Source organism: Streptomyces sp. LHD-70 (assembly GCF_031157275.1).
Taxonomy (GTDB): Bacteria; Actinomycetota; Actinomycetes; order Streptomycetales; family Streptomycetaceae; genus Streptomyces.
The window spans coordinates 152,483-178,504 of sequence record NZ_JAVIFW010000010.1; the positions used below are offsets into that span (position 1 = coordinate 152,483).

23 protein-coding genes, 1 pseudogene and 1 riboswitch are annotated in these 26,022 nt (G+C 72.9%); of the genes and pseudogenes, 13 read left to right on the forward strand and 11 right to left on the reverse strand.

Translation table 11 applies throughout. From position 1 onward, the window contains the following. Window positions 1-50: 50 nt before the first annotated feature. Window positions 51-1,304 (forward strand): FAD-dependent oxidoreductase, encoded by a 1,254-nt coding sequence (locus RCO28_RS21295; protein WP_308942772.1) that lies wholly within the window; start codon window positions 51-53, stop codon window positions 1,302-1,304. Window positions 1,305-1,399: 95 nt separating this feature from the next. Here the strand turns inward: RCO28_RS21295 and RCO28_RS21300 are convergent, their stop codons facing one another. The 6 genes from RCO28_RS21300 to RCO28_RS21325 form a co-directional block, all read right to left on the reverse strand. Further along, the gene (locus tag RCO28_RS21300) at window positions 1,400-2,041 is read right to left on the reverse strand and encodes a VanZ family protein (protein WP_308942773.1); all 642 of its coding nucleotides are present in this window, start codon (window positions 2,039-2,041) and stop codon (window positions 1,400-1,402) included. 84 nt (window positions 2,042-2,125) lie between these two features. Next, entirely contained in the window at window positions 2,126-2,692 is a 567-nt protein-coding gene (locus RCO28_RS21305) for a hypothetical protein (protein ID WP_308942774.1), read from the reverse strand. A 65-nt stretch (window positions 2,693-2,757) separates the two neighbouring features. Then, window positions 2,758-3,849, reverse strand: a complete 1,092-nt coding sequence (locus RCO28_RS21310; RefSeq protein ID WP_308942775.1) for a mechanosensitive ion channel family protein — start codon at window positions 3,847-3,849, stop codon at window positions 2,758-2,760. 278 nt (window positions 3,850-4,127) lie between these two features. Then, complete coding sequence (locus RCO28_RS21315; RefSeq protein ID WP_308942776.1) at window positions 4,128-6,197, reverse strand: phosphocholine-specific phospholipase C; 2,070 nt, start codon at window positions 6,195-6,197, stop codon at window positions 4,128-4,130. A gap of 255 nt (window positions 6,198-6,452) precedes the next feature. Beyond that, on the reverse strand, window positions 6,453-7,529 hold the full coding sequence (locus RCO28_RS21320) for a hypothetical protein (RefSeq protein ID WP_308942777.1): 1,077 nt from the start codon (window positions 7,527-7,529) through the stop codon (window positions 6,453-6,455). Window positions 7,530-7,543: 14 nt separating this feature from the next. Next, the gene (locus RCO28_RS21325) at window positions 7,544-8,584 is read right to left on the reverse strand and encodes an SPFH domain-containing protein (RefSeq protein WP_308942778.1); all 1,041 of its coding nucleotides are present in this window, start codon (window positions 8,582-8,584) and stop codon (window positions 7,544-7,546) included. 467 nt (window positions 8,585-9,051) lie between these two features. Between RCO28_RS21325 and RCO28_RS21330 the strand changes: the two genes are divergently transcribed. The 3 genes from RCO28_RS21330 (at window position 9,052) to RCO28_RS21340 (ending at window position 12,544) form a co-directional block, all read left to right on the forward strand. Continuing rightward, complete coding sequence (locus RCO28_RS21330; RefSeq protein WP_308942779.1) at window positions 9,052-9,852, forward strand: sulfite exporter TauE/SafE family protein; 801 nt, start codon at window positions 9,052-9,054, stop codon at window positions 9,850-9,852. Window positions 9,853-9,905: 53 nt separating this feature from the next. Continuing rightward, window positions 9,906-10,454 (forward strand): hypothetical protein, encoded by a 549-nt coding sequence (locus tag RCO28_RS21335; protein ID WP_308942780.1) that lies wholly within the window; start codon window positions 9,906-9,908, stop codon window positions 10,452-10,454. A 131-nt stretch (window positions 10,455-10,585) separates the two neighbouring features. Further along, a complete protein-coding gene (locus tag RCO28_RS21340; protein WP_308942915.1) occupies window positions 10,586-12,544 on the forward strand; it encodes an ABC transporter ATP-binding protein in 1,959 nt (652 codons plus the stop codon). A gap of 69 nt (window positions 12,545-12,613) precedes the next feature. Here the strand turns inward: RCO28_RS21340 and RCO28_RS21345 are convergent, their stop codons facing one another. Then, complete coding sequence (locus tag RCO28_RS21345; protein ID WP_308942781.1) at window positions 12,614-12,955, reverse strand: VOC family protein; 342 nt, start codon at window positions 12,953-12,955, stop codon at window positions 12,614-12,616. A gap of 74 nt (window positions 12,956-13,029) precedes the next feature. Between RCO28_RS21345 and RCO28_RS21350 the strand changes: the two genes are divergently transcribed. From RCO28_RS21350 to RCO28_RS21380, 7 genes are all read left to right on the forward strand, one after another. Then, window positions 13,030-13,425: a GNAT family N-acetyltransferase gene (locus tag RCO28_RS21350; RefSeq protein WP_308942782.1), complete on the forward strand. Its 396-nt coding sequence runs from the start codon at window positions 13,030-13,032 to the stop codon at window positions 13,423-13,425. A 92-nt stretch (window positions 13,426-13,517) separates the two neighbouring features. Further along, entirely contained in the window at window positions 13,518-13,955 is a 438-nt protein-coding gene (locus RCO28_RS21355; RefSeq protein WP_308942783.1) for a nitroreductase family deazaflavin-dependent oxidoreductase, read from the forward strand. A 571-nt stretch (window positions 13,956-14,526) separates the two neighbouring features. After that, window positions 14,527-14,738, forward strand: a riboswitch (cobalamin riboswitch). A gap of 58 nt (window positions 14,739-14,796) precedes the next feature. Continuing rightward, window positions 14,797-15,864 carry an ABC transporter substrate-binding protein gene (locus RCO28_RS21360; protein ID WP_308942784.1) on the forward strand — a complete coding sequence of 356 codons (1,068 nt, stop codon included), beginning with the start codon at window positions 14,797-14,799 and terminating at the stop codon, window positions 15,862-15,864. Window positions 15,865-16,097: 233 nt separating this feature from the next. Beyond that, window positions 16,098-17,093, forward strand: a complete 996-nt coding sequence (locus RCO28_RS21365; protein ID WP_308942916.1) for an iron chelate uptake ABC transporter family permease subunit — start codon at window positions 16,098-16,100, stop codon at window positions 17,091-17,093. A 62-nt stretch (window positions 17,094-17,155) separates the two neighbouring features. After that, the gene (locus RCO28_RS21370; protein WP_308942785.1) at window positions 17,156-18,004 is read left to right on the forward strand and encodes an ABC transporter ATP-binding protein; all 849 of its coding nucleotides are present in this window, start codon (window positions 17,156-17,158) and stop codon (window positions 18,002-18,004) included. 83 nt (window positions 18,005-18,087) lie between these two features. Then, on the forward strand, window positions 18,088-19,065 hold the full coding sequence (locus tag RCO28_RS21375) for an acetylxylan esterase (RefSeq protein WP_308942786.1): 978 nt from the start codon (window positions 18,088-18,090) through the stop codon (window positions 19,063-19,065). Window positions 19,066-19,175: 110 nt separating this feature from the next. Beyond that, window positions 19,176-20,276 carry a peptidoglycan DD-metalloendopeptidase family protein gene (locus tag RCO28_RS21380; protein WP_308942787.1) on the forward strand — a complete coding sequence of 367 codons (1,101 nt, stop codon included), beginning with the start codon at window positions 19,176-19,178 and terminating at the stop codon, window positions 20,274-20,276. Between the two features lie 39 nt (window positions 20,277-20,315). On the opposite strand, the gene RCO28_RS21385 is transcribed toward RCO28_RS21380, so the two are convergent. Then, window positions 20,316-21,311 (reverse strand): DMT family transporter, encoded by a 996-nt coding sequence (locus RCO28_RS21385; RefSeq protein ID WP_308942788.1) that lies wholly within the window; start codon window positions 21,309-21,311, stop codon window positions 20,316-20,318. A gap of 214 nt (window positions 21,312-21,525) precedes the next feature. Here RCO28_RS21385 and RCO28_RS21390 point away from each other — a divergent pair, with 214 nt between their 5' ends. Then, window positions 21,526-22,221 (forward strand): (2Fe-2S)-binding protein, encoded by a 696-nt coding sequence (locus RCO28_RS21390; RefSeq protein WP_308942789.1) that lies wholly within the window; start codon window positions 21,526-21,528, stop codon window positions 22,219-22,221. A 167-nt stretch (window positions 22,222-22,388) separates the two neighbouring features. On the opposite strand, the gene RCO28_RS21395 is transcribed toward RCO28_RS21390, so the two are convergent. Next, window positions 22,389-23,411, reverse strand: a complete 1,023-nt coding sequence (locus tag RCO28_RS21395; RefSeq protein WP_308942790.1) for an ABC transporter permease — start codon at window positions 23,409-23,411, stop codon at window positions 22,389-22,391. Window positions 23,412-23,469: 58 nt separating this feature from the next. Here RCO28_RS21395 and RCO28_RS21400 point away from each other — a divergent pair. Next, window positions 23,470-23,889: pseudogene (locus RCO28_RS21400) on the forward strand (glycoside hydrolase family 2); the annotation flags it as partial. A 78-nt stretch (window positions 23,890-23,967) separates the two neighbouring features. Here RCO28_RS21400 and RCO28_RS21405 read toward each other — a convergent pair. Next, the gene (locus RCO28_RS21405) at window positions 23,968-24,306 is read right to left on the reverse strand and encodes an SH3 domain-containing protein (protein ID WP_308942791.1); all 339 of its coding nucleotides are present in this window, start codon (window positions 24,304-24,306) and stop codon (window positions 23,968-23,970) included. Window positions 24,307-24,450: 144 nt separating this feature from the next. Beyond that, entirely contained in the window at window positions 24,451-26,010 is a 1,560-nt protein-coding gene (locus RCO28_RS21410) for a serine/threonine-protein kinase (protein ID WP_308942792.1), read from the reverse strand. Between the last annotated feature and the right edge of the window lie 12 nt (window positions 26,011-26,022).

Sequence of the window (26,022 nt, forward strand, 5' to 3'; positions counted from 1 at the left end):
TCCGGTCACGCCACGCACGCGTACCGGATCCACGAGAAAGGCACAGCCTCATGAGGACCGTGACCGTGGTGGGCGCCTCGCTCGCCGGACTGTACGCCGCCCGGGAACTGCGGGCGCAGGGCTTCGACGGCCGCCTCGTCATCGTCGGCGAGGAGCAGCACCGCCCCTACGACCGCCCCCCGCTGTCCAAGGACTTCCTCTCCGGCAAGGCGTCCGAGAGCGACCTCGCCCTCTCCGACGACGAGGAGACCCTCGAACTCGGCGCCGAGTGGATGTTCGGCGTGCGCGCCCGCGGCCTCGACGCCCGCGGCCGCACCGTACTCCTCGACAACGGCCGCACCGTCTCCACCGACGGCCTCGTCATCGCCACCGGAGCCCGCGCCCGCCGCCTGCCCGGACCCCAACTCCCCGGCGTGCACACCCTGCGCACTCTCGACGAGGCCCGCGCGCTCCGCGCCGACCTGCACCGCGGCACGCTGCGCGTCGTGGTCATCGGCGGCGGCTTCATCGGCGCCGAGACCGCCTCGTCCTGCGCCGCGATGGGCCACGACGTCACCGTCGTCGAGGCCGCGCCCCTGCCGCTCCTCGGGCAGCTCGGCCCGGAGCTGGCCGCCGTCTGCGCGCGGCTGCACGAACGCGGTGGCGTACGGCTCGTCACGGGTACGGGCGTCGCCGCGATCGAGGGCGGGACCCGGGTGACCGGCGTACGCCTCGCCGACGGCCGCCTGTTCCCCGCCGACGTCGTCGTGGTCGGCATCGGCGCGATCCCCAACACCGAGTGGCTGGCCGGTTCGACGCTCGCCGTCCACGACGGGGTGCTCTCCGACGACGGCTGCGTCACGTCCCTGCCCCAGGTCGTCGCGGTCGGCGACGTGGCCCGCGTCGGCGGCGTCCGCGCCGAGCACTGGACCAGCGCCACGGCCCAGCCACGCGTCGCCGTCCGCAACCTCCTCGCCGGCCACACCGTCGAACACGTCCGCCCGCTGCCCTACTTCTGGTCCGACCAGTACGGCTCCCGGCTCCAGTTCGCCGGGCGGCGCGAGCAGGGCGACGTGCCGCGGATCGTCGAGGGCTCCACGGAGGAGGGCGGCTTCCTCGCCGTCTACGAACGAGACGCCCGTACGACCGCGGTCCTCGCCCTCGACCGCCCCCGCCCGTTCACCCGCCTCCGCCGCGAACTGGCGCGCGCGGACGCCCAGTCGACCACGATGCCGTCGGCCCCGGCCCCAGCTGCCACGCCTGAGCCGACGCCCGCCCCGGCCCCCGCACCCGCGTCCGCCGCACCGGCCGCGGTGGCGGTCTGAGCCGAGGCTCGTGGTGGAAGGAGGGCCGCTCCGGGGGGATCCGGGGCGGCCCTCCCGCGGCGCGCAGCGTCAGGAGGGCGGCTTCCCCGGGCCGGTCAGGTATGGCTACCGGAAGCGGTGCGTCCGCGGCCGAACCGGCGCCACCAGGGGCGGCGCGGTGGGTGGACGGCGCGGCCGAGGCGTCGGCCGAGGAGGAGATAGCCGAGGAGGGCGCCGGTGGTGTTCAGGACGACGTCGTCGATGTCGAAGGCCCGCCCGGTGACGAGTGCGCCCTGCACCAGCTCGACGAGGAGCATCACCCCGGCGGTGGTGAGCGCCACCCGCAGACGGCCTCGGGTACGCGGGAACAGCAGCGGCAGCAGCACCCCGAACGGCACACCGAGCGCCACGTTGCCGCCCAACTGCTTGACCGCGTCGAGGACTTCGGGCTGCGCCAGGTACTGCCGGATGGACGATCCGGGGTGCAGATTGCTGTGCGTCAGCGCCTCCGAGGCGGGCTGCGGGCTGACGGTCAGGCGCGCCAGTACCACGGCGAACGCGGCCATGGCCGCGAAGGCCACGGCCATCAGCAGCAGCCGGGCGAGCAGCGGCAGTTGCGGCCCGGGAGGGCTCTTGTCCGGCTTCTTGTCCGGCTTCTCGTCCGGCTGTGCGCGCGGGCCCGCGAAGGACCGCCGCCGGCGCGACCGGCGTGAACCGGCCGCGCCCGTGGTGCTGTTGCCCGCCTGTGTTCGTGCCATGGTGACCCCTTTCGACGCCCGGAGTCCTCGGTCACGTACGGAGGACCGTCTTCCAGGGGTGCGTCTTCCAAGGGGCGGGCGTGTTCAATCCTCGAAGTGCGCGTCGAGCACCTCGTCAAGATCCGTGGCCCAGCGCTTCAGGGTCGCCTTGTCCGGGGCCTGGACCTCGGCCGGGTAGGCGCGGCGCGCGAGGGTGTGGGCGGTGACCGTGAAGCGGCGGCCGAAGCGGGACGTGGAGTGCTCCACGGCGCCGATCTCGTCCCAGTCGAACTCGGCCTCCTGGTCGTCGAGGCGGAAGCGGAGGCCGGTGCCGTCGACGGTGATGGAGCCGCGGTGGTCGGCGGCTTCGAAGGCGGGGCCTTCGGGCTTGCCCCCGTCGCCGTCGCCGTCTTCCCCTTCCTCGTGAGCCTCGGGCTCGTCGTCGGCCCCGTCAGCCCCGTCGGCCTCCGTGGCGTCGGCGGCTTCGGTCTCGTTCGCTGCGGCCTGTTCCTCGTCCTGCTCGGGCTCGGTCGCGGACGCGGGCTCGACGGGGGCGTCGGCGTCCTCGGTCACCACGGGCTTCGACGGGGTGATGCCGGGGATGAAGCCCGGGTCCGTCGACGCGGCGTGCACGTGCAGGGGAGCGGCGTTCTCGTCCATGCGCTTTTCCACGGTGCGCAGTATGGCCGATGGACCTGTGCCCGTGACCACCCGGACCCGCCACAGTGCGACCGGAGTCAGGAAACCGGCGCGCCGTTCCCCCGCTGGAGGGGGATCGCGGCGGCGTCGAGCGGCGCGGAGCCCTCCTGCTGGAGTGCGACGGTGCGCGTCGGGGCGGGGACGCGGATGCCCTCGGCGCGGTAGCGCTGGTGCAGGCGCTTGATGAACTCGTGCTTGATTCTGTACTGGTCGCTGAACTCGCCGACGCCCAGGATCACCGTGAAGCCGATCCGCGAGTCGCCGAACGTGTGGAAGCGGACGGCCGGTTCGTGCGCCGGGTCGGCGCCCTCGACCCCGGCCATCACCTCGGCCACGACCTCGACCGTGACCTTCTCGACGTGCTCCAGGTCGCTGTCGTACCCGACGCCGACCTGGACGAGGATCGTCAGCTGCTGTTCCGGCCGGGTGTAGTTGGTCATGTTGGTGCCGGACAGCTGGGCGTTGGGGATGATCACGAGGTTGTTGGAGAGGTTGCGCACCACGGTGTTGCGCCAGTTGATGTCGACGACATAGCCCTCCTCGCCGCTGCTCAGCCGGATGTAGTCGCCCGGCTGCACGGTCTTCGACGCGAGGATGTGCACGCCCGCGAACAGGTTGGCGAGCGTGTCCTGGAGGGCGAGCGCGACGGCCAGACCCCCCACGCCGAGCGCGGTGATCAGCGGCGCGATGGAGACGCCGAGGGTCTCCAGGACGACCAGGAGGCCGATGGCGATGACCACGACCCGCGTGATGTTCACGAAGATCGTGGCCGAACCCGCGACGCCCGTACGGGACTGCGTGACCGACTGCACCGCGCCCGTGATCACCCGGGCCACGATCAGCGTGGCGACCAGGATGAGCAGCGCGCTCAGCGACCGGTTCACGACCGTCCGCACTGAGGCTGTCAGCGGCAGCGCCGCCGCACCGGCGGCCGCCCCCGCTATCGCCGCCGCCCACGGCGCGAGCGTGCGCAGCGCGGCCACCAGCACGTCGTCCCCGCGCCACCGGGTGCGCACCACGTGCCGGCCGAGCCAGCGCAGCAGGAGCCGCAGCAGCAGCCCGGCGGCGATGCCCGCGGCGAGCGCGACGACGGCGAGGAGCGCGTCGTGCGCGGTGAGGTCCCGGCTCATCGGGCACCGCCCGGGTCGGTCACGAGGCCCACGTGCTTGCTCAACTGGTCACCTGCTCGTCTCTCGGCTGCGCCTGCGTGTCTCCGGTACGGACAGGCCCGTACGACCGGGTCGCACGCATGTGCCGGAAACGTGTGCATCAGGTGCCGGACGTACGGACGGGCCGGGGAGACAAGGCGTCATCCTGCCGTATCCGTACGGGGGTTGAGACGCGGGGGCCGGGGGCCGGGGGCCGGGGTCCGGCTGGGTCGCCGGGCCCCGGCCGGGGAGCCGCAGGGTCAGGCCGTGCGGATCGCCGGGTCGCTCACGCCCGGCTTGCCCGTTTCCACGTGTCCGGCGAAGCGGCGCAGGAACGTCGCGTCGGTCTCGGACGTCACGGACACGTCGTACCAGCGCTTGCCCGCCGCGAGGTCGACGGTGTGCTTCACCGTCTTGCCCGCCGCCACCGTGAAGGTCTCGCCGGGGCCGCCGTACGCGTCGGTCAGGCGCAGGCGGGCCTCGGCGGTGCCCGTGTTGGTGAGGGTCAGGGCGAGGGTGCCGTCGGCGGTGACATGGCGGGCGGTGACCTCGGGTCCAGCGGCCTTGCCGGGGCCCTTGAACGCCCGCAGGAAGCCGTTCGGGCCGTGCACCGTCAGGTCGTGCGCGTCGTCGGAGTGCTCCGAGTTCCAGGTGTCCGAGAGCGTCTTGCCCGCCTCGGTGGTGTACGTCCAGGGGCCGTCCGTGCGGTTGCCGGAGCGGACGTGGAAGGTGCCGCCGGCCTTCGCGCCCGCGCTGAACGTCAGCGTGTAGCGCCCGGAGGCCGGGGTGGCGGCGCCGTCCACGTGCGGGGCGTACGGCAGCGGGCGCGTGGGCCGCGAACCGGCCTCCTGGACCGGGAGTTGCGGCTGGGCCGGGGGCTTCGGTACGTAGCTGTCGTGGCGCTCGTTGTCCGGCGGGCGGTAGCCGTCCGTGCCGGGCAGCTCGGCCGGGTCCGTGTCCTTCAGGCCGAAGTCGAAGGCCGAGGTCAGGTCGCCGCAGATGGCCTTGCGCCAGGGCGAGATATTCGGCTCGGCCACGCCGAAGCGGCGCTCCATGAACCGCACGATCGAGGTGTGGTCGAAGGTCTCGGAGCAGACGTAGCCGCCCGTCGACCACGGCGAGACGACCAGCATCGGCACGCGCTGCCCGAGCCCGTAGGGGCCGGCTCCGTAGCCGAGGCCGCCCTTGAAGAAGTCCAGGCTCGTGTCGACCGTCGACAGGCCCTGATCGGCGTCGGCCGGCGGGTACGGCGGCACCACGTGGTCGAAGTAGCCGTCGTTCTCGTCGTAGGTGATGAACAGGGCCGTCTTCGCCCACACCTCGGGGTTGGAGGTGAGCGCGTCGAGGACCTGCGAGATGTACCAAGCCCCGTAGTTAGCGGGCCAGTTGGGGTGCTCGGTGAACGCCTCGGGCGCGGCGATCCAGGAGATCTTCGGCAGCTGCCCGGCCTTCACGTCGGCCTTGAGCTGGTCGAAGAGGCCGTCGCCCGCCTTCACGTTCGTGCCGGTGCGGGCCTTGTCGTAGAGCGGGTCGCCGGGCCCCGCGTTGCGGTACTTGTTGAAGTAGAGCAGCGAGTTGTCGCCGTAGTTGCCCCGGTAGGCGTCGTCGATCCAGCCCCAGCCGCCGTCCGCGTCCAGGCCGTCGCCGATGTCCTGGTACACCTTCCAGGAGACTCCGGCCGCTTCCAGACGCTCCGGGTACGTCGTCCAGTCGTACCCCGCCTCCTGGTTGCCGAGCACAGGTCCGCCGCCCTGGCCGTCGTTGCCGGTGTGGCCCGAGAACATGTAGTAGCGGTTGGGGTCGGTGGCCCCGATGAACGAGCAGTGGTATGCGTCGCAGACGGTGAACGCGTCGGCGAGCGCGTAGTGGAACGGGATGTCCTGGCGCGTCAGATGGGCCATCGTGCCCGCCGACTTGGCCGGGATCCACTGGTCGTACCGCCCGTTGTTCCAGGCCTTGTGGCCGCCCGCCCAGTCGTGGTCGAGGCCCGCGATGAACTGCATGCCGAGGTCCTCCGCGTCCGGGTGATACGGGAGCACCTCCTTGCCGCCGTCCGGCTGGTGGAACACGGACTTGCCGCTCGGCAGCGTCACCGGGCGCGGGTCGCCGAAGCCGCGGACGCCCTTGAGCGCGCCGAAGTAGTGGTCGAAGGACCGGTTCTCCTGCATCAGGACCACGATGTGCTCGACGTCGTCGACGGTTCCGGTGCGGCGGGCGGCGGGGATGGCCGCGGCCCGCGCGATGCTGCCGGACAGGGCGGCCGCGCCCGCGGTGGCGCCCGCGAACTGCAGGAAACGGCGGCGGTTGAGTTCGGGCTTGGGTGGGGTCATGAGTGGGGGGACCTCTGCCGGGGTCGGGAACTTGTTCGGACAAGTCAAGTGGAGTGGCAGAAGAGGGTCCAGGTCAAGAGGCTGGGGGATGGCGGTTGTGTGACCAGTTGATTGGCGTCCTTGCGTGCGGGTGCGGGTGCGGGTGCGGGTGTGTGCGTGTGCGTGTGGCGGTGCGAGTCGGGTGGCGGTGCTTGTGCGAGGGGCGGTGCGGGTGCGCTGGGGTGGCGGTGGGTGCGCGTCAGGGGTGCGCCGGTGTCAACCGGCCAGGTGCAGCGCCGTGTCCGCGACCCCGATCCGCACCGTCTGACCCCAGGTGAGGTCGAGCGCGTCGCCCTCCATGCCGTCCCCGAAGGCCACGAGCCGCTCCGACTCCACGGTCAGCCGCAGCGCCTCACCGGACCCGAGCAGCCCCTCGACCCGCGCCGTCCCGGTCGCCGGGGACGGCCAGGCCTCGCGCACGAACCACGCCAACTGCCGTTCCGTGGGCGTCGGCAGGGCGAGCCCGCCGCCGCGCTGCAGCCACAGGGAACGCAGCCAGCCGGTGGCGCCGGTGCCGGTGCCGACGAGCACTCCGGAGGAGGCCTGCGGCTCCGCGGGCTCGCCCTCCGCATCGGGGGCTAGGTCGTGTCCGTAAAGTCCCGTCGTCCGCCCGGAGGGCGGGCCCTGCGGCGTCTGGTGCGTGCTCTCGGCGTGCCGGGCGCAGGCCCTCGTACTGGATGTACTTGGGCCTTCGCCCGGTGCGGCGAGAGTGCGTGCCAGGCGTCGCGGGGCAGGCGGGACTTTACGGACACGGCCTAGGCGGTAGCGGGCGGTCTGGTGGCCGGGCGGGCCCAGGTAGATCTCGTTGAGCGCGAGCAGCCGCTGGGTGTCGTCGGCGACGGCCGCGACCATCGTCAACGCCTCCCGCGCGGACCGCCCGGAGGCCGCGGCGGGCAGCAACTTCCGCGCGTCGGCGGCCCGATGGCGTACGAGCACACCCGGGTTGCGGCCCGGGTCGGTGTCGATGCCGACGACCGGCTGCCCGTCGAGATACTTCGCCGCGTTGGCCACCAGACCGTCCTGGCCGACCACCACCACGACGTCCTCGGGCCCGAACAGGAACCGGTCCAGATCGGCCCGCTCGACCCGCGCCTGCCGCCAGCTCGCCGGGACGGCGGCGGCCACCTCGGCGAGCGCCCGCAGGGTCCGGTGGTGCCGCTCGGCGACCTCGGCGATGTCCCGGCCGCGCGAGCCGAGGAAGTACGCGGCCTGCCCGTGCGTGCCGTGCCGGGCGAGCAACTCCTCGTACTCGGTGGTGCGGTGGACCAGGACGGCGCGGGGTGCGAGGCTCATTTTTTTCTGATGTCTCACTGTGTCATCGAACGGGCAGGGGTACCGGTGCCGGGCGCCGGGTGCGTGGTGCCGAGCCGCTCCAGGAACCCCGTCAGGACGTCCGGCGAGATCGTCAGGCTGTCGATGCGCGGCAGGTTCTCGGCGAGCCGGCCCGCGTTGAGGGCGGTCAGCGTGGCCGCGTCCACCTCGGCGTGCGCCCGCAGCCACGCGGTCTGCGCGTGCGCCCGGGCCTCGCCGACGGTACGGGCGGCGGCCGCCTCCGCCTCGGCGAGCCGTACCTTCCGGGCGGCCTCGGCGGTGCTCCGCACCTCGTCGGCGGAGGCGTTCTCCTCGGCCTCGCGCCGTGCGTTGGTGCCGCGCTGCTCCACCAACTGCTCCTCCCTGCGCGCGAGTTCGATCCGGCTCGCCAACTCGTTCTCGGCGATGGCCCGTTCCCGCTCCACAGCCACGGCCCGCCGCTCGTACGTGGCCCGGTCCGCCTCCTGCTGGATCTCCTCGCGCGCCGGGGTGCGCAGCGCCCGCTCCACGTCGGCCTCCGGCCGGATCGCGACGACCCGCACCGCGACCAGCTCGATCCCGGTCGCGGGCAGCCGCGGCTCCCGGCCGAGTCCGGTGGTGATCCGTTCCCGTACCGCGTTGACGCCGTCGACGAGCGCGGCCGACAGGGCGGTACGGGCGAGCACGTCCAGGGCGTGCTGCTGCGCGGTCTCGGTGAGCAGCGTCGCCAACTGCTCCAGCGGGGCGCCGCGCCACTGCCCGGTGTCCGGGTCCACGGAGAAGTCGAGCCGCCCGGCGGCCGCGGCGGGGTCGCTGATCCGGTACGTGACAGTGGCCTGCACGGTGACGTCCTGGAAGTCGGAGGTGCGGGCGTGGAACGCCATCTCCAACTCCCGGTCGTTCACGGGCACTTCGGAGAGCGCTGCGCTCAGTGAGCGGTACCAGAAGCTCAGCCCCGGCCCGTCGTGCACGAGCTTGCCGCCCCGGTGGTGCCGGATGTGGGCGGTCGGCGCGGAGCGCAGGTGGCGCCAGCCGAGACGCCGGGTGATGTCGGCCATGGGGTCCCCCCTGGGGTTGGGCGAGGCTCTGCAGCCGCCTTCGTGTATGGGGCACTGTGAGATTTGTATTGGTCACTACGACCATAAAGAAGGAGGCGGTTTTCGTCAAGGAGACGAAAGGGGGTGGGGGGAAGGGGGCGCCCGTCCGGCAGGCCGCCGCCGGACGGGCGCGGTCGGCCCTCCTCGCAGGTGGAGGGGAGCGAGGAGGGCCGCGCTCCGGAAACGCGTCGGTCGGCTGGCTCACCGACAAGCCAGCCGACCGGCACGTTCCGTACCCGCCCATCCTGCCCGCGCCGTGCGGCTCCCGGCGCCCGTGGCCCCGTCCTCCGTATACCGAAAATCCGGCGGAGGCGTGCGGTCTCCGTATACCGAGCGCGTGCGCACCCGGCAGGCGGGACGTGCGCACCCGGCAGGCGGGAGGGGAGTCGGCGGCGGCCGAGATGGGTGCGCATAGCATCGGTCTCCCTATGGACACCCTCACCCTGTGGGAGCTGGCCGCTCTCGCCTTCGCCTCGGCCCTCGTCGGCTTCTCCAAGACCGCAGTCAGCGGCGCCAATACGGTCAGCCTCGCGATCTTCGCGGCCGTGCTGCCCGCACGCGAGTCGACCGGCGTGCTGCTGCCGATCCTCATCGCGGGCGATGTGCTCGCCGTGCTCACCTACCGACGGCACGCGCACTGGCCCACGCTGTGGCGGCTCTTCCCGGCCGTGGCGCTCGGCGTGCTCGTCGGCGTGGTCTTCATGATGTGGGCGGACGACGCGGCCGTACGGACGTCGATCGGCGCGATCCTGCTGCTGATGGCGAGCGTCACGATGGCCCGGCGGCGCGGGACGGCCAAGGCCGCCAAGGAAGTGGGGGACGAGGACGCGGAGGGGGCGTCCTCGGTGGGCTCGTCCTCGGCGGGCTCGCGGGCCGGGCGGATCAAGGCCCGCTCGTACGGTGTGCTCGGCGGTTTCACGACGATGGTCGCCAACGCGGGCGGCCCCGTGATGTCCCTCTACCTGCTCTCCGCGGGCTTCCGGAAGCTCGGCTTCCTGGGCACATCGGCCTGGTTCTTCCTCATCGTCAACACCTTCAAGGTCCCCTTCAGCGTGGGCCTCGGCCTGATCGACGCCCGCTCGCTGCTGCTCGACGCCGCGATGCTGCTCTTCGTCGTGCCCGGCGCGTACCTCGGCAAGCGGTGCGTGGACCGTATCGACCAGCGGCTCTTCGAACGCCTGGTGATCGGCGCGACGATTCTGGGCGGGCTGCAGTTGCTGCTGCGCTGAGCAGGCAGGGCGGGCGGGTCGGTGCTCGCGGAGCAGCCGCTACGATCCAGGCCATGAGCGCATCTGATCAAGAGCGGGACGAGCAGCGGGAGCCCGAGCAGACGAAGGTTCCCGCTGGTGGGAGCGGTGGGAGCGGTGGGGCTGGGGAGGGCGGGGAGAGCGGTGCGAGCGGGGATGTCGCGCCCGAGTCCCGGCAGGCGACCGCCGCGCCCACGCTCGACGAGGGGGAGCCGGTCGACGACGGCGCGGAGTCCGAGGAACCGGACGAAGGCGGCGCGGAGTCCGAGGAACTGGACGAAAACGGCGCGGAGTTCGAGGAGCCGGACGACGACGCCGAGCCCCGGTCCGGGCTCGCCCCGCGCCAGGCCCGCCGCCTGCGCATAGCCGCCGCCTCCCTCCTCATGGCCGCCGCCGCGGCCGTCCTCGCCGTACGTCTCGCGAGCCGCTCATCGGTCCTGGTCGTCGGCGTGTACGGCCTGTTGCTCATCCTCTGCGGCATCGTCATCGAGCTCAGCCGCCGCGGCCGTACCCGGCTGGGCAGTTGGGTGCTCGGCACGGGCCTGATCGCCGCACTCCTCGCGGACTGGCGCCTGCTGCCCTGAGGCCGAAGCGCTCGCCGGCGGGACTGCTGCTGCGGCGGCTCGGAACCGCCACTGCCGCCGCGACCTGACAGCCTCTGTTGCCGCCCCTTGACCTAAACAAAGCTTGAGGTTCTACCGTGCTGAGCATGAGCATGGAAACCACAGCCTGGACCCAGCTGCACAGCGTGATGATGCAGCAGGACCGTCGACCCTTCGCCCGGGCCACGCTGCGCCGCATCGGCGCCTTCGCCCGCCCGCACCGCCGCCGCATCATCCAGTTCGTGCTGCTCAGCGTGGTGACCGCGCTGCTCGCCGTGGCCACGCCGATGCTCGCCGGAGCGGTCGTGGACACCATCGTGGGCGGGAAGGACCCCGGCCTCGTCGTGCGTCTCGCGCTGCTCATCGCCGTGATCGCGCTCGCCGAGGCCGGCTTCGGGCTCCTGAACCGGTGGCTCTCCGCGAGCCTCGGTGAGGACCTGATCCTCAACCTGCGGACCGCGGTCTTCGACCACGTACAGCGCATGCCCGTCGCGTTCTTCACCCGCACCCGCACCGGTGCCCTCGTCAGCCGCCTCAACAACGACGTCATCGGCGCGCAGCGGGCCTTCTCCAACACCCTCTCCGGAGTGGTGTCCAACTTCGCGACGCTGCTGCTCACCCTCGCCGTGATGCTCAGCCTGTCCTGGCAGATCACCCTGCTCGCCCTGGTGCTCCTGCCCGTCTTCGTCGTGCCCGCCCGCCGCATGGGCAGCCGGATGGCCCGGCTCCAGCGCGAGGCCGCCGCCCACAACGCGGCCATGGGCACCCGGATGACGGAGCGGTTCTCGGCGCCCGGCGCGACCCTCGTCAAGCTGTTCGGGCGGCCCGACGACGAGTCCGCCGAGTTCGCCGCCCGCGCGCGCAGGGTCCGCGACATCGGCGTGCGCACCGCCATGGCGCAGTCGGCGTTCATCACCGCCCTCACCCTGGTCTCCGCCCTCGCGCTCGCCCTGGTCTACGGACTCGGCGGCTGGTTCGCGCTCGCTGGCACCCTCGAACCCGGCGCGGTCGTCGCCCTCGCCCTGCTCCTGACCCGGCTCTACGCCCCGCTGACCGCGCTCGCCGGGGCCCGCGTCGAGGTGATGAGCGCCCTCGTCAGCTTCGAGCGGGTCTTCGAGGTGCTCGACCTCAAGCCGCTGATCGAGGAGAAGCCCGACGCCCGCGCCGTGCCCGAAGGGCCGGTCGCCGTCGAGTTCGAGGACGTCCGCTTCGGCTACCCGTCCGCCGACAAGGTCTCCCTCGCCTCCCTCGAAGAGGTCGCGGCCCTCGACACCCGCGGTGGCGCCGAAGTCCTGCGCGGCGTCTCCTTCCGCGCGGAGCCCGGCCAGACCGTGGCCCTCGTCGGCTCGTCCGGCGCCGGCAAGTCCACCATCGCCCAGCTCGTGCCCCGGCTCTACGACACCGACTCCGGAGTCGTACGTCTCGGGGGCGTGGACGTAAGGGAGTTGAGCGCCGTGTCCGTGCGGGCCACCCTCGGCATGGTCACGCAGGACGGTCACCTCTTCCATGAGTCGGTCCGCGCCAACCTGCTGCTCGCCCGGCCGGGAGCCGACGAGGACGCGCTCTGGGACGCGCTGCGCCGGGCCCGCCTCGACGAGCTGATCGCGTCCCTGCCGGACGGCCTCGACACCGTCGTCGGCGAGCGCGGCTACCGGCTCTCCGGCGGCGAGCGTCAGCGCCTCACCATCGCCCGGCTGCTGCTCGCCCGGCAGCGCGTGGTGATCCTCGACGAGGCGACCGCGCACCTCGACAACACCTCCGAGGCCGCCGTCCAGCAGGCCCTCACCGAGGCGCTCGCCGACCGCACGGCCGTCGTCATCGCGCACCGCCTGTCCACGGTCCGCGCCGCCGACCTGATCCTCGTCGTCGAGGACGGCCGCATCGTGGAGCGCGGCCGCCACGAGGACCTGCTGGCGGCCGACGGACGGTACGCGGAGCTGTACCGGACGCAGTTCGCGACCCAGTCCGACCCGGGCGGCTCGGGCGAGCCGATCCCGGCGGTCCAACTCCCGTACGAGAAGGGCTCGTTGGCATCCGGCGAGGCCGAGCCCGCCACCGTGCCGGGCGGGTGAGTCCGGCAGCCTGCCTGGTGGGTGTCCCGGCGGCCTGCCTGGCGGGTGATCCCGGCGGCCGCCGGGCGGTCAGAGCGGCCCGCCGCCGAAGCCGATCTCGTTGCCGTCCGGGTCGCGGTACGTGGCCTTGCGCACCCCGTTCTCGTACGTCTCCCGCAGTACGGGTTCGAGGCCGCGCTCGGCCATCGCCACCACGCGCTCGTCGAAGTCGCTGACGAACAGGGTGTGAAAGGCGTTGCCTGCGCGTTCCGGCAACAGCTCGATGTAGACGGAGCGGTTCTCCGCGAGTTCCCAGACGGCCTCGACGTCATTGGGGAAAAACGTCGCGGGAACGCCGAACAGCCGCTCGTACCAGGCGAGGGCCGCCGCGTAGTCGGTCACAGGGATTCCGGCGAAGAGGGCGAGTTCCATGCCGCCAATCGTAGGGAGCCCGCCCCGTCCCGTCCCCTTGAGCGCCAAACCGGAGTGCGGGCGACACTGGCCCCATGAGTGACGACACGCAGCGTGACGCACCGCGCCCCGACATCCGCGACAACCGCCCGCACGGCCGCCTCGAAGCCCGTACGGCAGACGGCCGGGACGGCCAACTCGTCGGCCGCATTGACTACTTCACCCTCGACGCCACACCCGCAGCGCCCACCGTGCCCGCACTCGTCGCCGTGCACACCGTCGTCGAGCCGGACCACGAGGGGCAGGGGATCGCGGGCGCGCTCGCCCGCGAGCTGTACGCGCTGGCGGCCCGCGAGGGCGCCGCCGTCGTGCCGCTCTGTCCGTACGTCGCCGGCTGGGCCGAGCGGCACCCGGACGAGGCGCCCGCGCCCCCCGAGGCCCTGACCGCCGAGGCGAAGAAGCGCCTGGCAGCCGACCCCGGCCTGTGGTGACGAGGCGGCGGCCCGACCCGGGAACAGGCAGGCGGGGCAGCGGCGTTGACGTACGCGACGCACGCACCCGTCCGACGCGAGGAGTGACCGGTATGGCCCAGGACGACGTCGTGATCAGCCCCACCGGCTGGGTCGCCGAGCAGGCCAGGCTCTACGCGGAGTCCGGCGGCACCAAGGGCGCCACGATCCGGGGCGTGCCCTGCCTGCTGCTCGACTACCGGGGGCGGCGCACCGGCCAGTGGCGGCGCACCGTGCTGATCTACGGCACGCACGGTGACGACCACCTGATCGTCGCCTCCAACGGCGGCGCCGCGCACCACCCGAAGTGGTACCTGAACCTGCTCGACGAGCCCGAGGTGGAGCTGCAGGTCGGCCCGGACAGGTTCCGGGCGCGCGCCGAGACTCTGACCCGCGAGGAGAAGGCCGAAGTGTGGCCGGGCCTGGTCGAGCTGTTCGCGCCGTACGCCACGTACCAGGAGAAGACCTCGCGGGACATTCCGGTGCTGCGGCTGCGGCGCCTGACGGGCTGACCGGCCGCTCCCTCGGGGCGCGTCCGCTGCTGTTGCGCGGTGGGCGCCGGGCGCACAGGGTGGCTTGTGGCGCAGCCCGCACGCCCCACGCCCGCCGCCCGCGCACCGCCCGCCCCGCCGCCCGCACCCGGGGATCCGCAGGCGTGGACCCGCCGTACGCGGGAACGCGTGGCCTAGGAGGAGTTCCCCATGACACATCCCAACCCCGACCCCGTACCTCCCGCTCCGACACCAGGACCCGTACCTCCCGGTCCCACGCCCGGCCCAGGACCCGGCCCGGACCGGCCCGAACCCTTCCCGTCCCCGGTCCCGGACCCGCAGCCCCAGCCCCAGCCGGGGCCGCCCGAGCCGCAGCCGTCCCCGGTCCCGAAGCCGCCGGGGCCCGACCCGGTCCCGGAACCGGAACCGCAGCCGGGGCCGATCCGCTAGCGGATACGACGGGACGGGGGACGGGGGACGGGGAACGACGGACCGATCCGGTGGCGGATGATCCGGGACGACGGACCCCGGCCCCGGTCCTCGCGCAGTCGCGCCCGGTGGGAGCCCCAGCGACGGGCCCGCCGGGCGCGCTTGGTAGCGTGCCCGGGCCAGTCGAGCCACATCCGAGGCCAGGGAATCCGGTGCGAATCCGGAACTGACGCGCAGCGGTGAGGGGGACGGGCGGGGCACTTGACGCCACTGGGCGGCACGGGCCGGTCGTACGACCGGAACGGACCATCCCGGGAAGGCGCTCCGTCCGGGCGAACCCGAGTCCGAAGACCTGCTGGCACCGTCCGCCGTCGGCGGCCGGTCCCCGTAGGCCAGGCTCCGCGTTCGAGCCCCGACACGTTGAGGGCACCCCGTGCTTCGTACCCGACTCGCCCGACTCCTTTCCTCGCGCGCCCGCCGGAGCGCGGCCCTGCTGCTCGCCCCCGCTGTGCTGCTGACCGCCTGCACGGGCTCGGGCGGTGACGGAACCCCCACGGGGAAGGCGACCGCCAAGGGATACCCGCGCACCCTCGACAACTGCGGCCACCAGGTGACCCTGAAGAGCGCGCCCCGGCACGCCGTCTCCCTCAACCAGGGCACCACCGAGATCCTGCTCTCCCTCGGCCTCGCGGACCGCCTCGCCGGCACCGCCACCTGGACCGACCCGGTGATGAAGGGCCTGGAGAAGGCCAACGGGTCCGTGCCGCGCCTCGCCGACAACAACCCCTCCTTCGAGAAGGTCCTGGACGCCGAACCGGACTTCGTCACCTCCTCGTTCGTCTCCACCCTCGGCAAGGGCGGCGTCGCCACCCGCGAACAGTTCGAGGAACTCGGCGTACCGACGTACGTCTCCCCGGCCGACTGCGCCGCGGGCAAGAACAACGACAGCGGCGGCGACGGCTCCCGCAGCAAGCCCCTCACCCTCGACACCGTGTACGGCGAGATCCGCGACCTGGCCCGCGCGTTCGGAGTGGAGCGGCGCGGCGAGACGCTGATCGCCGAGCTGAAGGGGCGGGTCGACCGGGCCACCGACGGCCTCGACGCCTCCGGCACCTCGCTCATGTACTGGTTCGCCAACGAGCAGTCCCCGTACCTCGCGGGCTGCTGCGGCGCACCTGGCGCGATCACCCGGGCGGTCGGCGCGGAGAACGCCTTCGACGACACCAAGGACGAGTGGCCCCAGATCAACTGGGAGACCATCGCCGACCGCGATCCCGACGTCATCGTCATCGGCGACCTCACCCGCCGCTCGGAGACGGCCGAGAGCGCCAAGGCGAAGATCGAGTTCCTGGAGTCCGACCCCTCCACGCGCAACCTCACCGCCGTGAAGAAGAAGCGGTACATCCTGCTCAGCGGCCAGGCCATGAACCCCTCCATCCGGACCGTCGAAGGGATCGAACAGGTCGCCGCGGGCCTGCGCGACTTCGGGCTCGCGAAGTGAGCGCCCCGAGCAGGCCGGACGCCCTGAGTGAGCCGCGTGTGCCGAGCGCGCCGGACGCCTTGAGCGAGCCGGATGCCCCGAGCGAGCCGGACGCCTTGAGCAAGCCCGATGACCGGAGCGCGCCGGACGCCTTGAGCGCGCCGGATGCCCCGAGCGAGCCGGACGTCCCGAGCGCCCAAGCCGCCGTCGCGCTCGAAGGCCGCGCCAAGCGTCAAGTACGCGCCCGGCTCCTCCTGTTGACCAGCGGTGGGCTCGCCGCCCTCGTCCTGTCGATCGCCGTCGCCGTGACCATCGGCCCCGCCGAGATCTCCACCGGCGACGTCTGGGCCGCGGTCGCCGCCCACCTCGGCGGCGGCGAGAGCACGCTCACCCCGCTGCGGGACGGCATCGTGTGGAACCTGCGGATGCCCCGGACCGTGCTCGCCGCGGTGTGCGGCGCCGGGCTTGCGCTGTGCGGGGCCGTCATGCAGTCGCTGCTGCGGAACCCGCTGGCCGACCCGTTCGTGCTCGGGGTGTCGTCCGGTGCCTCGACGGGCGCCGTCGCCGTCGTGGTGCTCGGGGCCGGTGCGGGGGCGCTCTCGCTGTCGGCGGGCGCGTTCATCGGCGCGCTGCTCTCCTTCGCGATGGTGCTGCTGCTCAGCCACACACTCGGCGGGAGCCCGGACCGCGTGGTGCTCTCCGGGGTCGCCGCGATGCAGCTGTTCTCCGCGCTGACGTCGTTCACCGTGCTGACCTCGGCCGACGCGGAGACCACCAAGGGCGTCCTGTTCTGGCTGCTCGGCTCCCTCTCCGGCGCCGACTGGGACCAAGTCCTGCTCTGCGCGGCCGTGTTGGCGGCCGTCCTCGTGGTCTGCCTCGGCCACGCCACCACCCTCGACGCCTTCGCCTTCGGCGAGGAGGCCGCCGCCGCGCTCGGCGTGCACGTCGGCCGGGCCCGCCTCGTCCTGCTCTGCGCGACCGCACTCCTCACCGCGGTCCTCGTCAGCTGTGCGGGCGCCATCGGCTTCGTCGGCCTCGTCCTGCCGCACGCCACCCGTGCCCTGACGGGCTCCGGGCACGCCCGGCTGCTGCCGGTCACCGCGCTTGCCGGGGCCGTGTTCCTGGTCTGGGTGGACACCCTCGCCCGTACGGTCGTCGACCCCCAGGAGGTCCCGGTGGGCGTCGTCACGGCCCTCATCGGCGTACCGGCCTTCGTGGCCGTCCTCTACCGCGAGCGGAGGAAGGCATGAAGCGCGCCGCACCGCGAGCGGAGGAAGGCATGAAGCGCGCCGCACCGCGAGCGGAGGAAGGCATGAAGCGCGCCGCACCGCGAGCCGACGAAGGCATGACCGGCACAGCGACACCCGCAGGTCTGCGCGCCGATCGGGTCGCCCGCCGGATCGACGGCCGGCTCATCGTCGACGGCGTCACCCTCGGCCTCGAACCCGGCGAGACCGTCGGCCTCCTCGGCCCCAACGGCTCCGGCAAGTCGACGCTGCTACGGCTGCTCTCCGGAGTCCTCGCCACCTCCGCCGGGGTGGTCACCCTCGACGGCCGCCCCCTGCCCGACGTCGGCCGCCGCGCCACCGCGCTCCGCATCGCCACCGTGCAGCAACATGCCGACACCCAGACCGAGTTGACCGTACGAGACGTCGTCGCCCTCGGCCGCGTACCGCACCGCCGAGCCTGGACACCGCCCTCGGCCGCCGACGCGCGGGCCGTGACGGCGGCCCTGGAGCGCACCGGCCTCACCGACCGCGCCGCGCAGTCCTGGCACACCCTCTCCGGCGGCGAACGGCAGCGCGCCCAGATCGCCCGCGCCCTCGCCCAGGAACCCCGCGAGCTCCTCCTCGACGAACCGACCAACCACCTCGACATCCAGCACCAGCTGGACCTCCTCGACCTGGTCGCGAGCCTCCCCGTCACCACGGTCGTCGCCCTGCACGACCTCAACCTCGCGGCCATGTACTGCGACCGCCTCCTGGTCCTGCGCGCGGGCCGCACGGTCGCCGAGGGCACCCCGACGGAGGTGCTCACGCCGAGCCTCATCGACGAGGTCTACGGCGTACGCGCGGAGGTCACGCAGACGTCGGAACACCCGGTGATCCGGTTCGTACGAAGGCCGCCGGGCGCGCACGCACCCTGGCCACTGGTCCCGTAATCGGAAATGCTGCGACGCGTCAGGGACGAAGCCGAGTCAAGGAAGCCGAGTCAGAGAAGCCGAGTCAGAGGAGACTGCCGCTCATGGCGTTGTTCGATCTGCCGCTCGACCAGCTGCGCACGTACCGCCCGGAGCACCCCGCGCCGGACGACTTCGACGAGTTCTGGCTGAAGACGCTGGCCGAGGCGCGCGAGCACGACCTGGCGGCACGGTTCGAGCCGGTCGAGGTGCCGCTCGCCGGGGTGCGGGTCCTCGACGTGACGTACGCGGGCTTCGGCGGCCACCCCGTGAAGGGCTGGCTGATCCTGCCCGCCGACGCCGAGGGGCCGCTGCCCGCGGTGGTCGAGTACATCGGGTACGGGGGCGGTCGCGGCCTGCCGCACATGCATCTGCTGTGGGCCACCGCTGGGTTCGCGCACTTCGTGATGGACACGCGCGGGCAGGGCAGCGGCGGCTGGGCGCAGGGCGACACCCCTGATCCGGTGGGGAGTTCACCCGCGTACCCCGGCTTCATGACGCGCGGTGTCGAGGACCCGCACGCCTACTACTACCGGCGGGTGTTCACCGACGCCGTGCGCGCCGTCGAGGCCGCGCGCTCGCACCCGCTGGTGGACGCCGCGCGCGTCGCCGTCGCCGGGGGCAGTCAGGGCGGCGGCATCTCGATCGCGGTGAGCGGACTCGTCCCCGACCTCGCGGCGGTCCTGCCGGACGTGCCGTTCCTCTGCGACTTCCCGCGCGCCGCGACCCTCACCGACAACGCGCCGTACAGCGAGATCGCCCTCTACCTCAAGTCCCGCAGGATCGGCGGGGACACGGTCTTCCGCACGCTGTCCTACTTCGACGGCGTGCACTTCGCGGCCCGCGCGCAGGCCCCCGCGCTGTTCTCGGTCGCGCTGCGTGACCTGACCTGCCCGCCGTCGACGGTGTTCGGTGCGTTCAACGCGTACGCGGGCGAGGACAAGTCGATCGAGGTGTACGAGTTCAACGAGCACGAGGGCGGCGGACCCTACCAGCAGGCAGCCCAACTGCGCTGGCTCCCGCGGTACTTGACTGCTCCGTGAGCCGACCTCTTGTCAGGCGCCGTCGGCGGCACCTACGTTGGCGGCGCTCGACACTTCCGGGGGAACACGGACATGTCCCGCTACGAGAACGTGGCTTGAGGGGAACTCTCATGGGCTTACGCGGCCGGCACCGCCGGTACAAGGCGAGCAGGATCAACCGGGCCTCGCTCACCGTCACGGCCGGCGGGGCCGGAATGGCGCTCCCGCTCGTCGGCGGCACCGCGCACGCGGCCGACGCGGACACCTGGGACCAGGTGGCCGCCTGCGAATCCTCCAGCAACCGTGAGCAGCAGATCGCGGTCGCCGAGAAGGTCCTCGACGCGCAGGGGTCGGGCGCCTGGCTGAACTGTTCGGCCCGAGCGGGCCTGGCAGAGGGTGCTCAGGGTGTTCATAGTGCTCAGGACGCCCAGGTGAGCCAGGTCAAGGGCCGCGCCGCGGCCCGTCCGACCGTACGCCCGGAGACCACTCCGCAGTCCAACGCGGGCAAGGCCGATCTCTACACCGTCGTACGCGGCGACAGCCTCTCCACGATCGCGGACGCCGAGGACGTCGAGGGCGGCTGGAAGGGCCTGTACGCGTCGAACCGCAAGGTCGTCGGCGCGGACCCGGACCTGATCGTGCCGGGCCAGCGGCTCGCGCTCCGCGGCGGCGGCACGACGGTCGAGCGCACGCCGGACCGAGCGGAGCCCAAGCCGAAGCCCAAGCCCAAGCCCAAGCCACAACCGAAACCGAAGCCGAAGCCGGAACCGAAGCCGGAACCGAAGCCCGAGAAGCAGGCCGAGCGGGCGGCGTCCACGCCGAAGGGCGGCGGCCTCAGCGCACCGATCGCCGCGAGTCCCAGCACGCCCTACCGCGCCTCCGGCGGTTCCTGGGCCAGCGGCTACCACACGGGCGTCGACTTCGCCGTACCGACCGGCACGTCGGTGCGGGCCGTCGCCGGGGGCCGGGTCGTCTCGGCGGGCTGGGGCGGTGCGTACGGCTACGAGGTGGTGATCCGGCACGCCGACGGCCGCTACAGCCAGTACGCCCACCTCTCCGCCCTCACCGTACGGACCGGCCAGGACGTCGGCCCGGGCCAGCGCATCGCCCGCTCCGGCTCCACCGGCAACTCCACGGGCCCCCACCTCCACTTCGAGATCCGCACGGGCCCCGGCTACGGCTCGGACGTGGACCCGCTGGCGTATCTGCGGGCGGGCGGGGTGCGGATCTGAGGAACTGGGGCTCCGCCCCAGACCCCGCTCCTCCGGGGGTCACGACCGCACGCGGTGCCAGAAGTGCCGGTCGCCCGCCCCGGGCGGCTGGTCCGGGATCTCCTCGAGGCGCCGCAGCTCCGCCGGGTCCAGGTCGCCCAGACCGTCGAGGGCCGCCGGGTCGTCCGGCACCAGGGGCATACCCGGCGCGGGGGCGTGCGCCGTGCCCGTACGGTGGATGCGCTCCGTCGTCAGCATGACAAGCCCACCCGCCGCCACGGCACCGAAGAGCAGCGCACCGACCGCCCCCGCCGTGCCGTACCGGAACGACTCACCGAACAGGGTCAGGCCGACGGTCGCGGCGACCACCGGGTTCACCACCGTGACGACCGCGAGCGGGACCGCGAGGCCCGCGCCCCGGTACGCGGCCTGCGAGAGCAGCAGTCCGCCGGTCGCGAGGACCGCGATCACGAGCAGGCTCGACGCGCCCGTCAGGCCCGCGCCCGAGGTCAGGTCCACGGCGACCGTCTTCGTGAACACGGAGGCGATGCCGAACGAGATGCCCGAGGCCGTCGCGAGCAGGATGCTGCGCAGCACCGGGATGCGCGTCGCCGCCCGCGCCGCAGCCATCAGGGCCGCGACCGACGCGAACGTCACCAGGGCGAGCGACAGCCGCTCCGGCCCGGCCAGGGAGTCCGACCCGGCGTTCCCGGCGAGCGAGAGGAGCCCGGCGAGGCCCACGGTGGCGAGGACCGCACCGCGCCAGGCCGTCGGCCCGGCCCCGCGGCCGACGAACAGGGCCGCCATCGGCAGCGCGAACACGATGGTCAGGGCGCCGAGCGGCTGCACCAGGCTGAGCGGCCCGAACGCGAGCGCCGCCACGTGCAGGGCGGCGCCCAGGCCGTTCAGGCCGACGGCGATCCACCAGCCGGGCCGGCGCACCGGGGCATACGTATGGGTGTCGGTGACCGCCACGCGCTCCTGCACGATCGCCCCGCCCGCATAGGCGACGGCGGAGACGAGCGAGAGCAGCACTGCCAGTGCGAGGGCGCTCATCGGCGCCTCCTTGCCAGATCCTGCGGCTCGTGCGGTGAACGGTCGCCTTCCATAACGTCCACGATGACGCGGGCATTCCGCTACGTCGTCGTCCCTGAGCAGGCATTCCCTCGTACTGCCGATGGAGTACACCCCTCGCCGCGTCCAACCGGGGGTGGTGATCCTTGGCCAGACCCCTGACCGTGCCCTTGCCGGGGCCCGTCATCATGGGGCCGTGGATCTTCGACTGCTCAGCTCCGTCGGCGGCTTCTTCGCCCTGCGTACGGGACGTCCGGAGGCTGCCGTTCCGCTGGCCCGGGTGTACGGGGAGGAGGCAGGCGCCCCGGACTCTCTCGCCTTCCGTGTCGACAAAGTGACCGCGCGGCTGGGGGCGCCGGAAGCGCGGATCGGCGTGTCCGTGGCCCAGTTGGGGCTCGCCGCGCGCCTCTGGTCCGTGAGCCTCGGGGCCGCCGCGCTGTACGGCCGGGCCCTGGACCTCGACCCGGCGCGGCTGTGCTGGGACCCGGACGGTACGAGCCCGGACGACCTGTGGCTGGACGAGGTGCGCACGCTGCCGCTCGACGCGCTCGCCGGGAGCGTCGTCGACGGGCACCTTGCCCCGCTGGGCGCGGCGCTGCGCCGTCGGCACCGGATCGCGGGGCCGCTGCTGTGGGGCAATGCGGGTTCCGCGCTGGCCGGGGCGGTTCGCGAGCTGCACACGTGGGCGCTGCGTGAGGGCCGCCCCGAGGTCGCTGGGCGCGCCCTCGACTTGGGCCTGGTTCTGTTCCGCCGCCCGGAGCTCTCCGGCACGGGCACCCTCGACGTGGGCGCGGTGCCCCCGCGCTTCCGGCGCCGCAGCTGCTGCCTCTACTACCGCTGCCCGGGCGGGGGCCTGTGCGGCGACTGCTGCTTCGACCGCCCGCCGCGCTGATTTCTCCCCTCCCCGCCCCTTCCCGAAAGCTTGCAGCAGCTTCGGGGGCTCCGCCCCCGGACCCCGGGCTTCGTCGTTCGTCTGCGGCGCCGTCGTGGCTGGTCGCGCAGTTCCCCGCGCCCCTTAAAAGACCCGCCCCTCCGGGGCAAAAATCAGCCCGGCGCCCCCTACACCATCCGCCGCCTCCGCCCCAACCACGTCTGCGCGATCACCACAACCGCCAGAAACGCCCCACTCACCACCTGCTGGTAAGCAGAATCCAGCGAACCGATCTGGTTGATGACGTTCTGGATCACCTTCAGAAGCAGCACCCCGACCAGCGAGCCGCTGATGAAGCCGAAGCCGCCCGAGAGCAGCGTCCCGCCGATCACCACGGCCGCGATCGCCTCCAGCTCCATGCCGCTGCCGAGGATCGTCACGCCCGACACCAGCCAGGCCGCGTTCAGCGCACCGGCGAAGCCCGCGCACAGCCCCGACAGCGTGTAGACGGCGACCTTCGTACGGGCCACGGGCGCCCCCATCAGCGCCGCCGCGTCCTCGTTGCCGCCCACCGCGTACACGTACTGCCCGAAGCGCGTGCGGCGCAGCACAAGGGCGCCCGCGACGAACAGCAGGGCCGTGATCCACACCGGCAGGCCGACACCGAGCAGCTTCTCCTGGCCGAGGCGGGCGAAGAACGCGGACTCGTCGACGAGATACGTGGTGGAGCCCTCGTCGGTGACCGCGAGCAGGACACCGCGCGCGAGCAGCATCGCCGCGAGCGTGACGATGAACGGGGCGAGCCGGGTCCGCGCGATCAGCAGCCCGTTGACCAGGCCGATCAACCCGCACACCGCGAGCGGCAGGGCGAGCGCGACGAGCGTGCCGTACTGCGAACCCCAGGCCGCGAGCACCCCGCCGAGCGCGAACAGGGAGCCCACCGACAGGTCGATGCCGCCGGTGACGATGACGAAGGTCATGCCGAGCGCGACCACGGCGAGGAACGCCGAGGACACCGCCATGTTCTCCAGGTTGTCGCCGGTCAGGAACGAGTCGAAGCCGACGCTCGCTACCGCGGAGAGCACCAACAGGGCGACGAGCGCGCCGTGTTGCTGGGCGAGGGCGGTGAGCCGTTCGCCGCGGCTCGCGCCCAGGGGTTCGTCGGAGGCCAGGGGCCCGGCCACGGCGGCCTCCGTACGGGTGGCGGTCATCGCTTCCCCCGATCCAGCGAGTCAACGCGATTCATCGCTTCCCCCGTTCCCGCGCCGCGTAGAAGGACTCAACTGCTGCGGCGCCGTCGACGGCGGCAACGGCGACATCGCCGACGCGCACGGCTACCCGAGCCCGCAACTGCCCGAGCCCGACGGGAAGCGTGCCCTGGTCAGCGGCGAGTACGGCGGCCTCGGCCTCGCGGTCCCCGGCCACGCCTGGCCCGTACGCCACACGTATGTGGGCGTCGAACGCGACAAGTACACCGACGCATATCTGGAGCTCCTCTCCCAGGTCCGCGACCTCGCCTGCAAGGGCAGCAACGGGGCGGTCTACACGCAGATCACGGACGTGGAAGGGGAGTTGAACGGACTCCTCACCTACGACAGGAAGGTGATGAAACCCGATGTGGCGGCGCTCAAGGCGGCCCACGAGAAGCTGATCGCGGAGGCGGCGGACCCGGCGTCGATGCGCTGCTGACACCTGGGAAGGAACCGCACATGGTTCGGGCCCGCACCCCCTCGCCCAGGGGTGCGGGCCCGAAGTTCCTTGCGGACCTCAGCAGTTGTCGAGGTACGCGGTGTGGATCCAGACACCGGTGTGGCCGCCGTGCAGGTTGCCGTGCACCCAGACGCCCTGGACGCCGATCGCGTCCATCTTCTGGCCCCGGTTCACCTGGCCGAGCACCGGGTACTCAGGACCGGGCCCGCCACGGAAGTTGACGCCGTTGTCGTTGACGGTGCAGACGCGCGCCTGGGCCTCCTGCGCGGCCGCGGGCACGGCCTTCGCCCCAGGAGCGGACGCCTGCGCGGACCCGGTGGTGGCGGCCACGGCCCCGACGGTGGCGGCGGCGACGGCAAACCCGGCAAGAGCCTTCTTGACCCCGTTGATACGCATGATGATGTTCCTTCCCCGTACTGGATGGTCCCCGTACGACGAGTCCCCGTACTGCCTCTCGGCGGTCTGCCGGGGCCCGTCGTCCTTACGTGTTCCACGATGGGGGGTGGGGCGGGGGAGGGGTACCTGACGGATGTCAGGGCCTCACTCGGCGTACGCCGCCAGGTACTTCCTCACCCGCCCGACATGCCCCCGAGTCCGCTCAGGCACCCCGCCCTCCGCCCGGACGACCTTGCCGCTCGTGCGGTACGCGGCTGCCATCAAGGACTGGATGTCCGCCGTCATCCCGTGCTCGCGGAACGTGCCGGCGAGGTAGCAGAGGTACGAGCCCAACGTCGCGATCGCGTCCGGCGGGTTCATGTAGTCGGTGCGGCCGTCCCCGTCGCCGTCCTTCGCCCAGGCGCGGAACACCTCGGGCGTCCACATCGCCACCCCGTGCTCCGGCACCTCGATACCGTCCTTGCCGCGCCGTACGCGGTGCGCGTCGACGTCGAAGTCGCTCTCCGCCTTGAGGATCGCCGCGATCAGGGCGGGCGTGACCGCCTCGTCGGCGCAGCGCATCGCCGTGTTCGTGATGTGGGGCCGCAGGGCGCGCGGCACGTCGGCGCGGTCGGAGAGGCTCTGCGCGGAGACCGGCGGCTGCCGCGAACGCCCGTCCGTGGGAGCGGAGTTGTCGGTTTGCTCGGTCAGCGGGAGGAGTCCGGAGCCCGTGGCCGCCGCCAGTACCGTCGCGGCCGCGGCGAGCAGCACAGCCATCTGCCGACCCCGCCGACCTCGGACGCGGCGCCCCGAACGACGCCCAGGCCCCGCCAACTCCCGCACACGCGAAGCCAGTTGCGCGCTGTCCATCCGGGACCGCGAGCCATGGTCCGGTCGCAGGCACGCGGCGATCAGCTCCCGCCAGGCCTGCGGCACCGACTCGTCGAGCCGGAGCGGGGCGCCGCCGCGCGCGTACGCCTGCGCGGCCAGCGCGCGGGCGCGGGCCGTCGAGCCCGGGAAGGGGTGCAGCCCACCGCTCAGCACCTGGTGCGCCACCACTCCGAACGCCCAGATGTCCGCCGAGGGCCGCACCTTCGTGCCCTGCGCGCCCGTCCGCTCCGACCACCACTCGGGCGGTACGTGATCGAGCGTGCCGAGCGGCGGTACGTACGCGTGCGTGCCGTCCAGCTCCGCGGTCAGCCCGAAGTCCGCAAGCCACACCGAACCGTCGTACGCGAGCAGCACGTTGGCCGGTTTCAGGTCGCCGTGCACCCAGCCGCGCCCGTGCAGATGGGCAAGCCCCGCCGCCACGCCCTCCAGGATCCGCTCCGCCGACGGCAGCGGCCCCGGCCCGCCGGGCTCTGCGGTGAGGAGTTCCTGGAGATTGTGCTCGGCGCGATCCATGACCAGGGCCGTCAGGCCGTCGAGCTCGGGCCGGTCCCGATCGCGTACGGTGTGCGCCGCGTGCGTGCGGACCAGGTTCGGATGGTCCGCCTCCAGGCTGAACCGCACCTCGCGCGCGACCAGCTCCTCCATGCCGCCGCGCTGACCCGGCGTCAGCAGGTCGGTCCGGAGGAACTTCACGGCCGCGCGCGTACCGTCCGCACCGTGCTCGGCCGCGTACACGCTGCCCCAACTCCCCGACCCGATCGGCCCGTTGATGCGCCAGGGCCCCACGCGGTACCCGTCCGGAACGTCGATCGGGGGAGTGCTGCCGAGTCCCATGCGCCGCGTGGC

Coding starts and splice junctions, on each gene's coding strand:
- RCO28_RS21295 (WP_308942772.1), top strand. CDS start 51: ATGAGGACCGTGACCGTGGTGGGCGCCTCGCTCGCCGGACTGTACGCC.
- RCO28_RS21300 (WP_308942773.1), bottom strand. CDS start 2,041: ATGGCACGAACACAGGCGGGCAACAGCACCACGGGCGCGGCCGGTTCA.
- RCO28_RS21310 (WP_308942775.1), bottom strand. CDS start 3,849: ATGAGCCGGGACCTCACCGCGCACGACGCGCTCCTCGCCGTCGTCGCG.
- RCO28_RS21315 (WP_308942776.1), bottom strand. CDS start 6,197: ATGACCCCACCCAAGCCCGAACTCAACCGCCGCCGTTTCCTGCAGTTC.
- RCO28_RS21320 (WP_308942777.1), bottom strand. CDS start 7,529: ATGAGCCTCGCACCCCGCGCCGTCCTGGTCCACCGCACCACCGAGTAC.
- RCO28_RS21325 (WP_308942778.1), bottom strand. CDS start 8,584: ATGGCCGACATCACCCGGCGTCTCGGCTGGCGCCACCTGCGCTCCGCG.
- RCO28_RS21330 (WP_308942779.1), top strand. CDS start 9,052: ATGGACACCCTCACCCTGTGGGAGCTGGCCGCTCTCGCCTTCGCCTCG.
- RCO28_RS21335 (WP_308942780.1), top strand. CDS start 9,906: ATGAGCGCATCTGATCAAGAGCGGGACGAGCAGCGGGAGCCCGAGCAG.
- RCO28_RS21340 (WP_308942915.1), top strand. CDS start 10,586: ATGGAAACCACAGCCTGGACCCAGCTGCACAGCGTGATGATGCAGCAG.
- RCO28_RS21345 (WP_308942781.1), bottom strand. CDS start 12,955: ATGGAACTCGCCCTCTTCGCCGGAATCCCTGTGACCGACTACGCGGCG.
- RCO28_RS21350 (WP_308942782.1), top strand. CDS start 13,030: ATGAGTGACGACACGCAGCGTGACGCACCGCGCCCCGACATCCGCGAC.
- RCO28_RS21355 (WP_308942783.1), top strand. CDS start 13,518: ATGGCCCAGGACGACGTCGTGATCAGCCCCACCGGCTGGGTCGCCGAG.
- RCO28_RS21370 (WP_308942785.1), top strand. CDS start 17,156: ATGAAGCGCGCCGCACCGCGAGCCGACGAAGGCATGACCGGCACAGCG.
- RCO28_RS21375 (WP_308942786.1), top strand. CDS start 18,088: ATGGCGTTGTTCGATCTGCCGCTCGACCAGCTGCGCACGTACCGCCCG.
- RCO28_RS21380 (WP_308942787.1), top strand. CDS start 19,176: ATGGGCTTACGCGGCCGGCACCGCCGGTACAAGGCGAGCAGGATCAAC.
- RCO28_RS21385 (WP_308942788.1), bottom strand. CDS start 21,311: ATGAGCGCCCTCGCACTGGCAGTGCTGCTCTCGCTCGTCTCCGCCGTC.
- RCO28_RS21395 (WP_308942790.1), bottom strand. CDS start 23,411: ATGACCGCCACCCGTACGGAGGCCGCCGTGGCCGGGCCCCTGGCCTCC.
- RCO28_RS21405 (WP_308942791.1), bottom strand. CDS start 24,306: ATGCGTATCAACGGGGTCAAGAAGGCTCTTGCCGGGTTTGCCGTCGCC.
- RCO28_RS21410 (WP_308942792.1), bottom strand. CDS start 26,010: ATGGGACTCGGCAGCACTCCCCCGATCGACGTTCCGGACGGGTACCGC.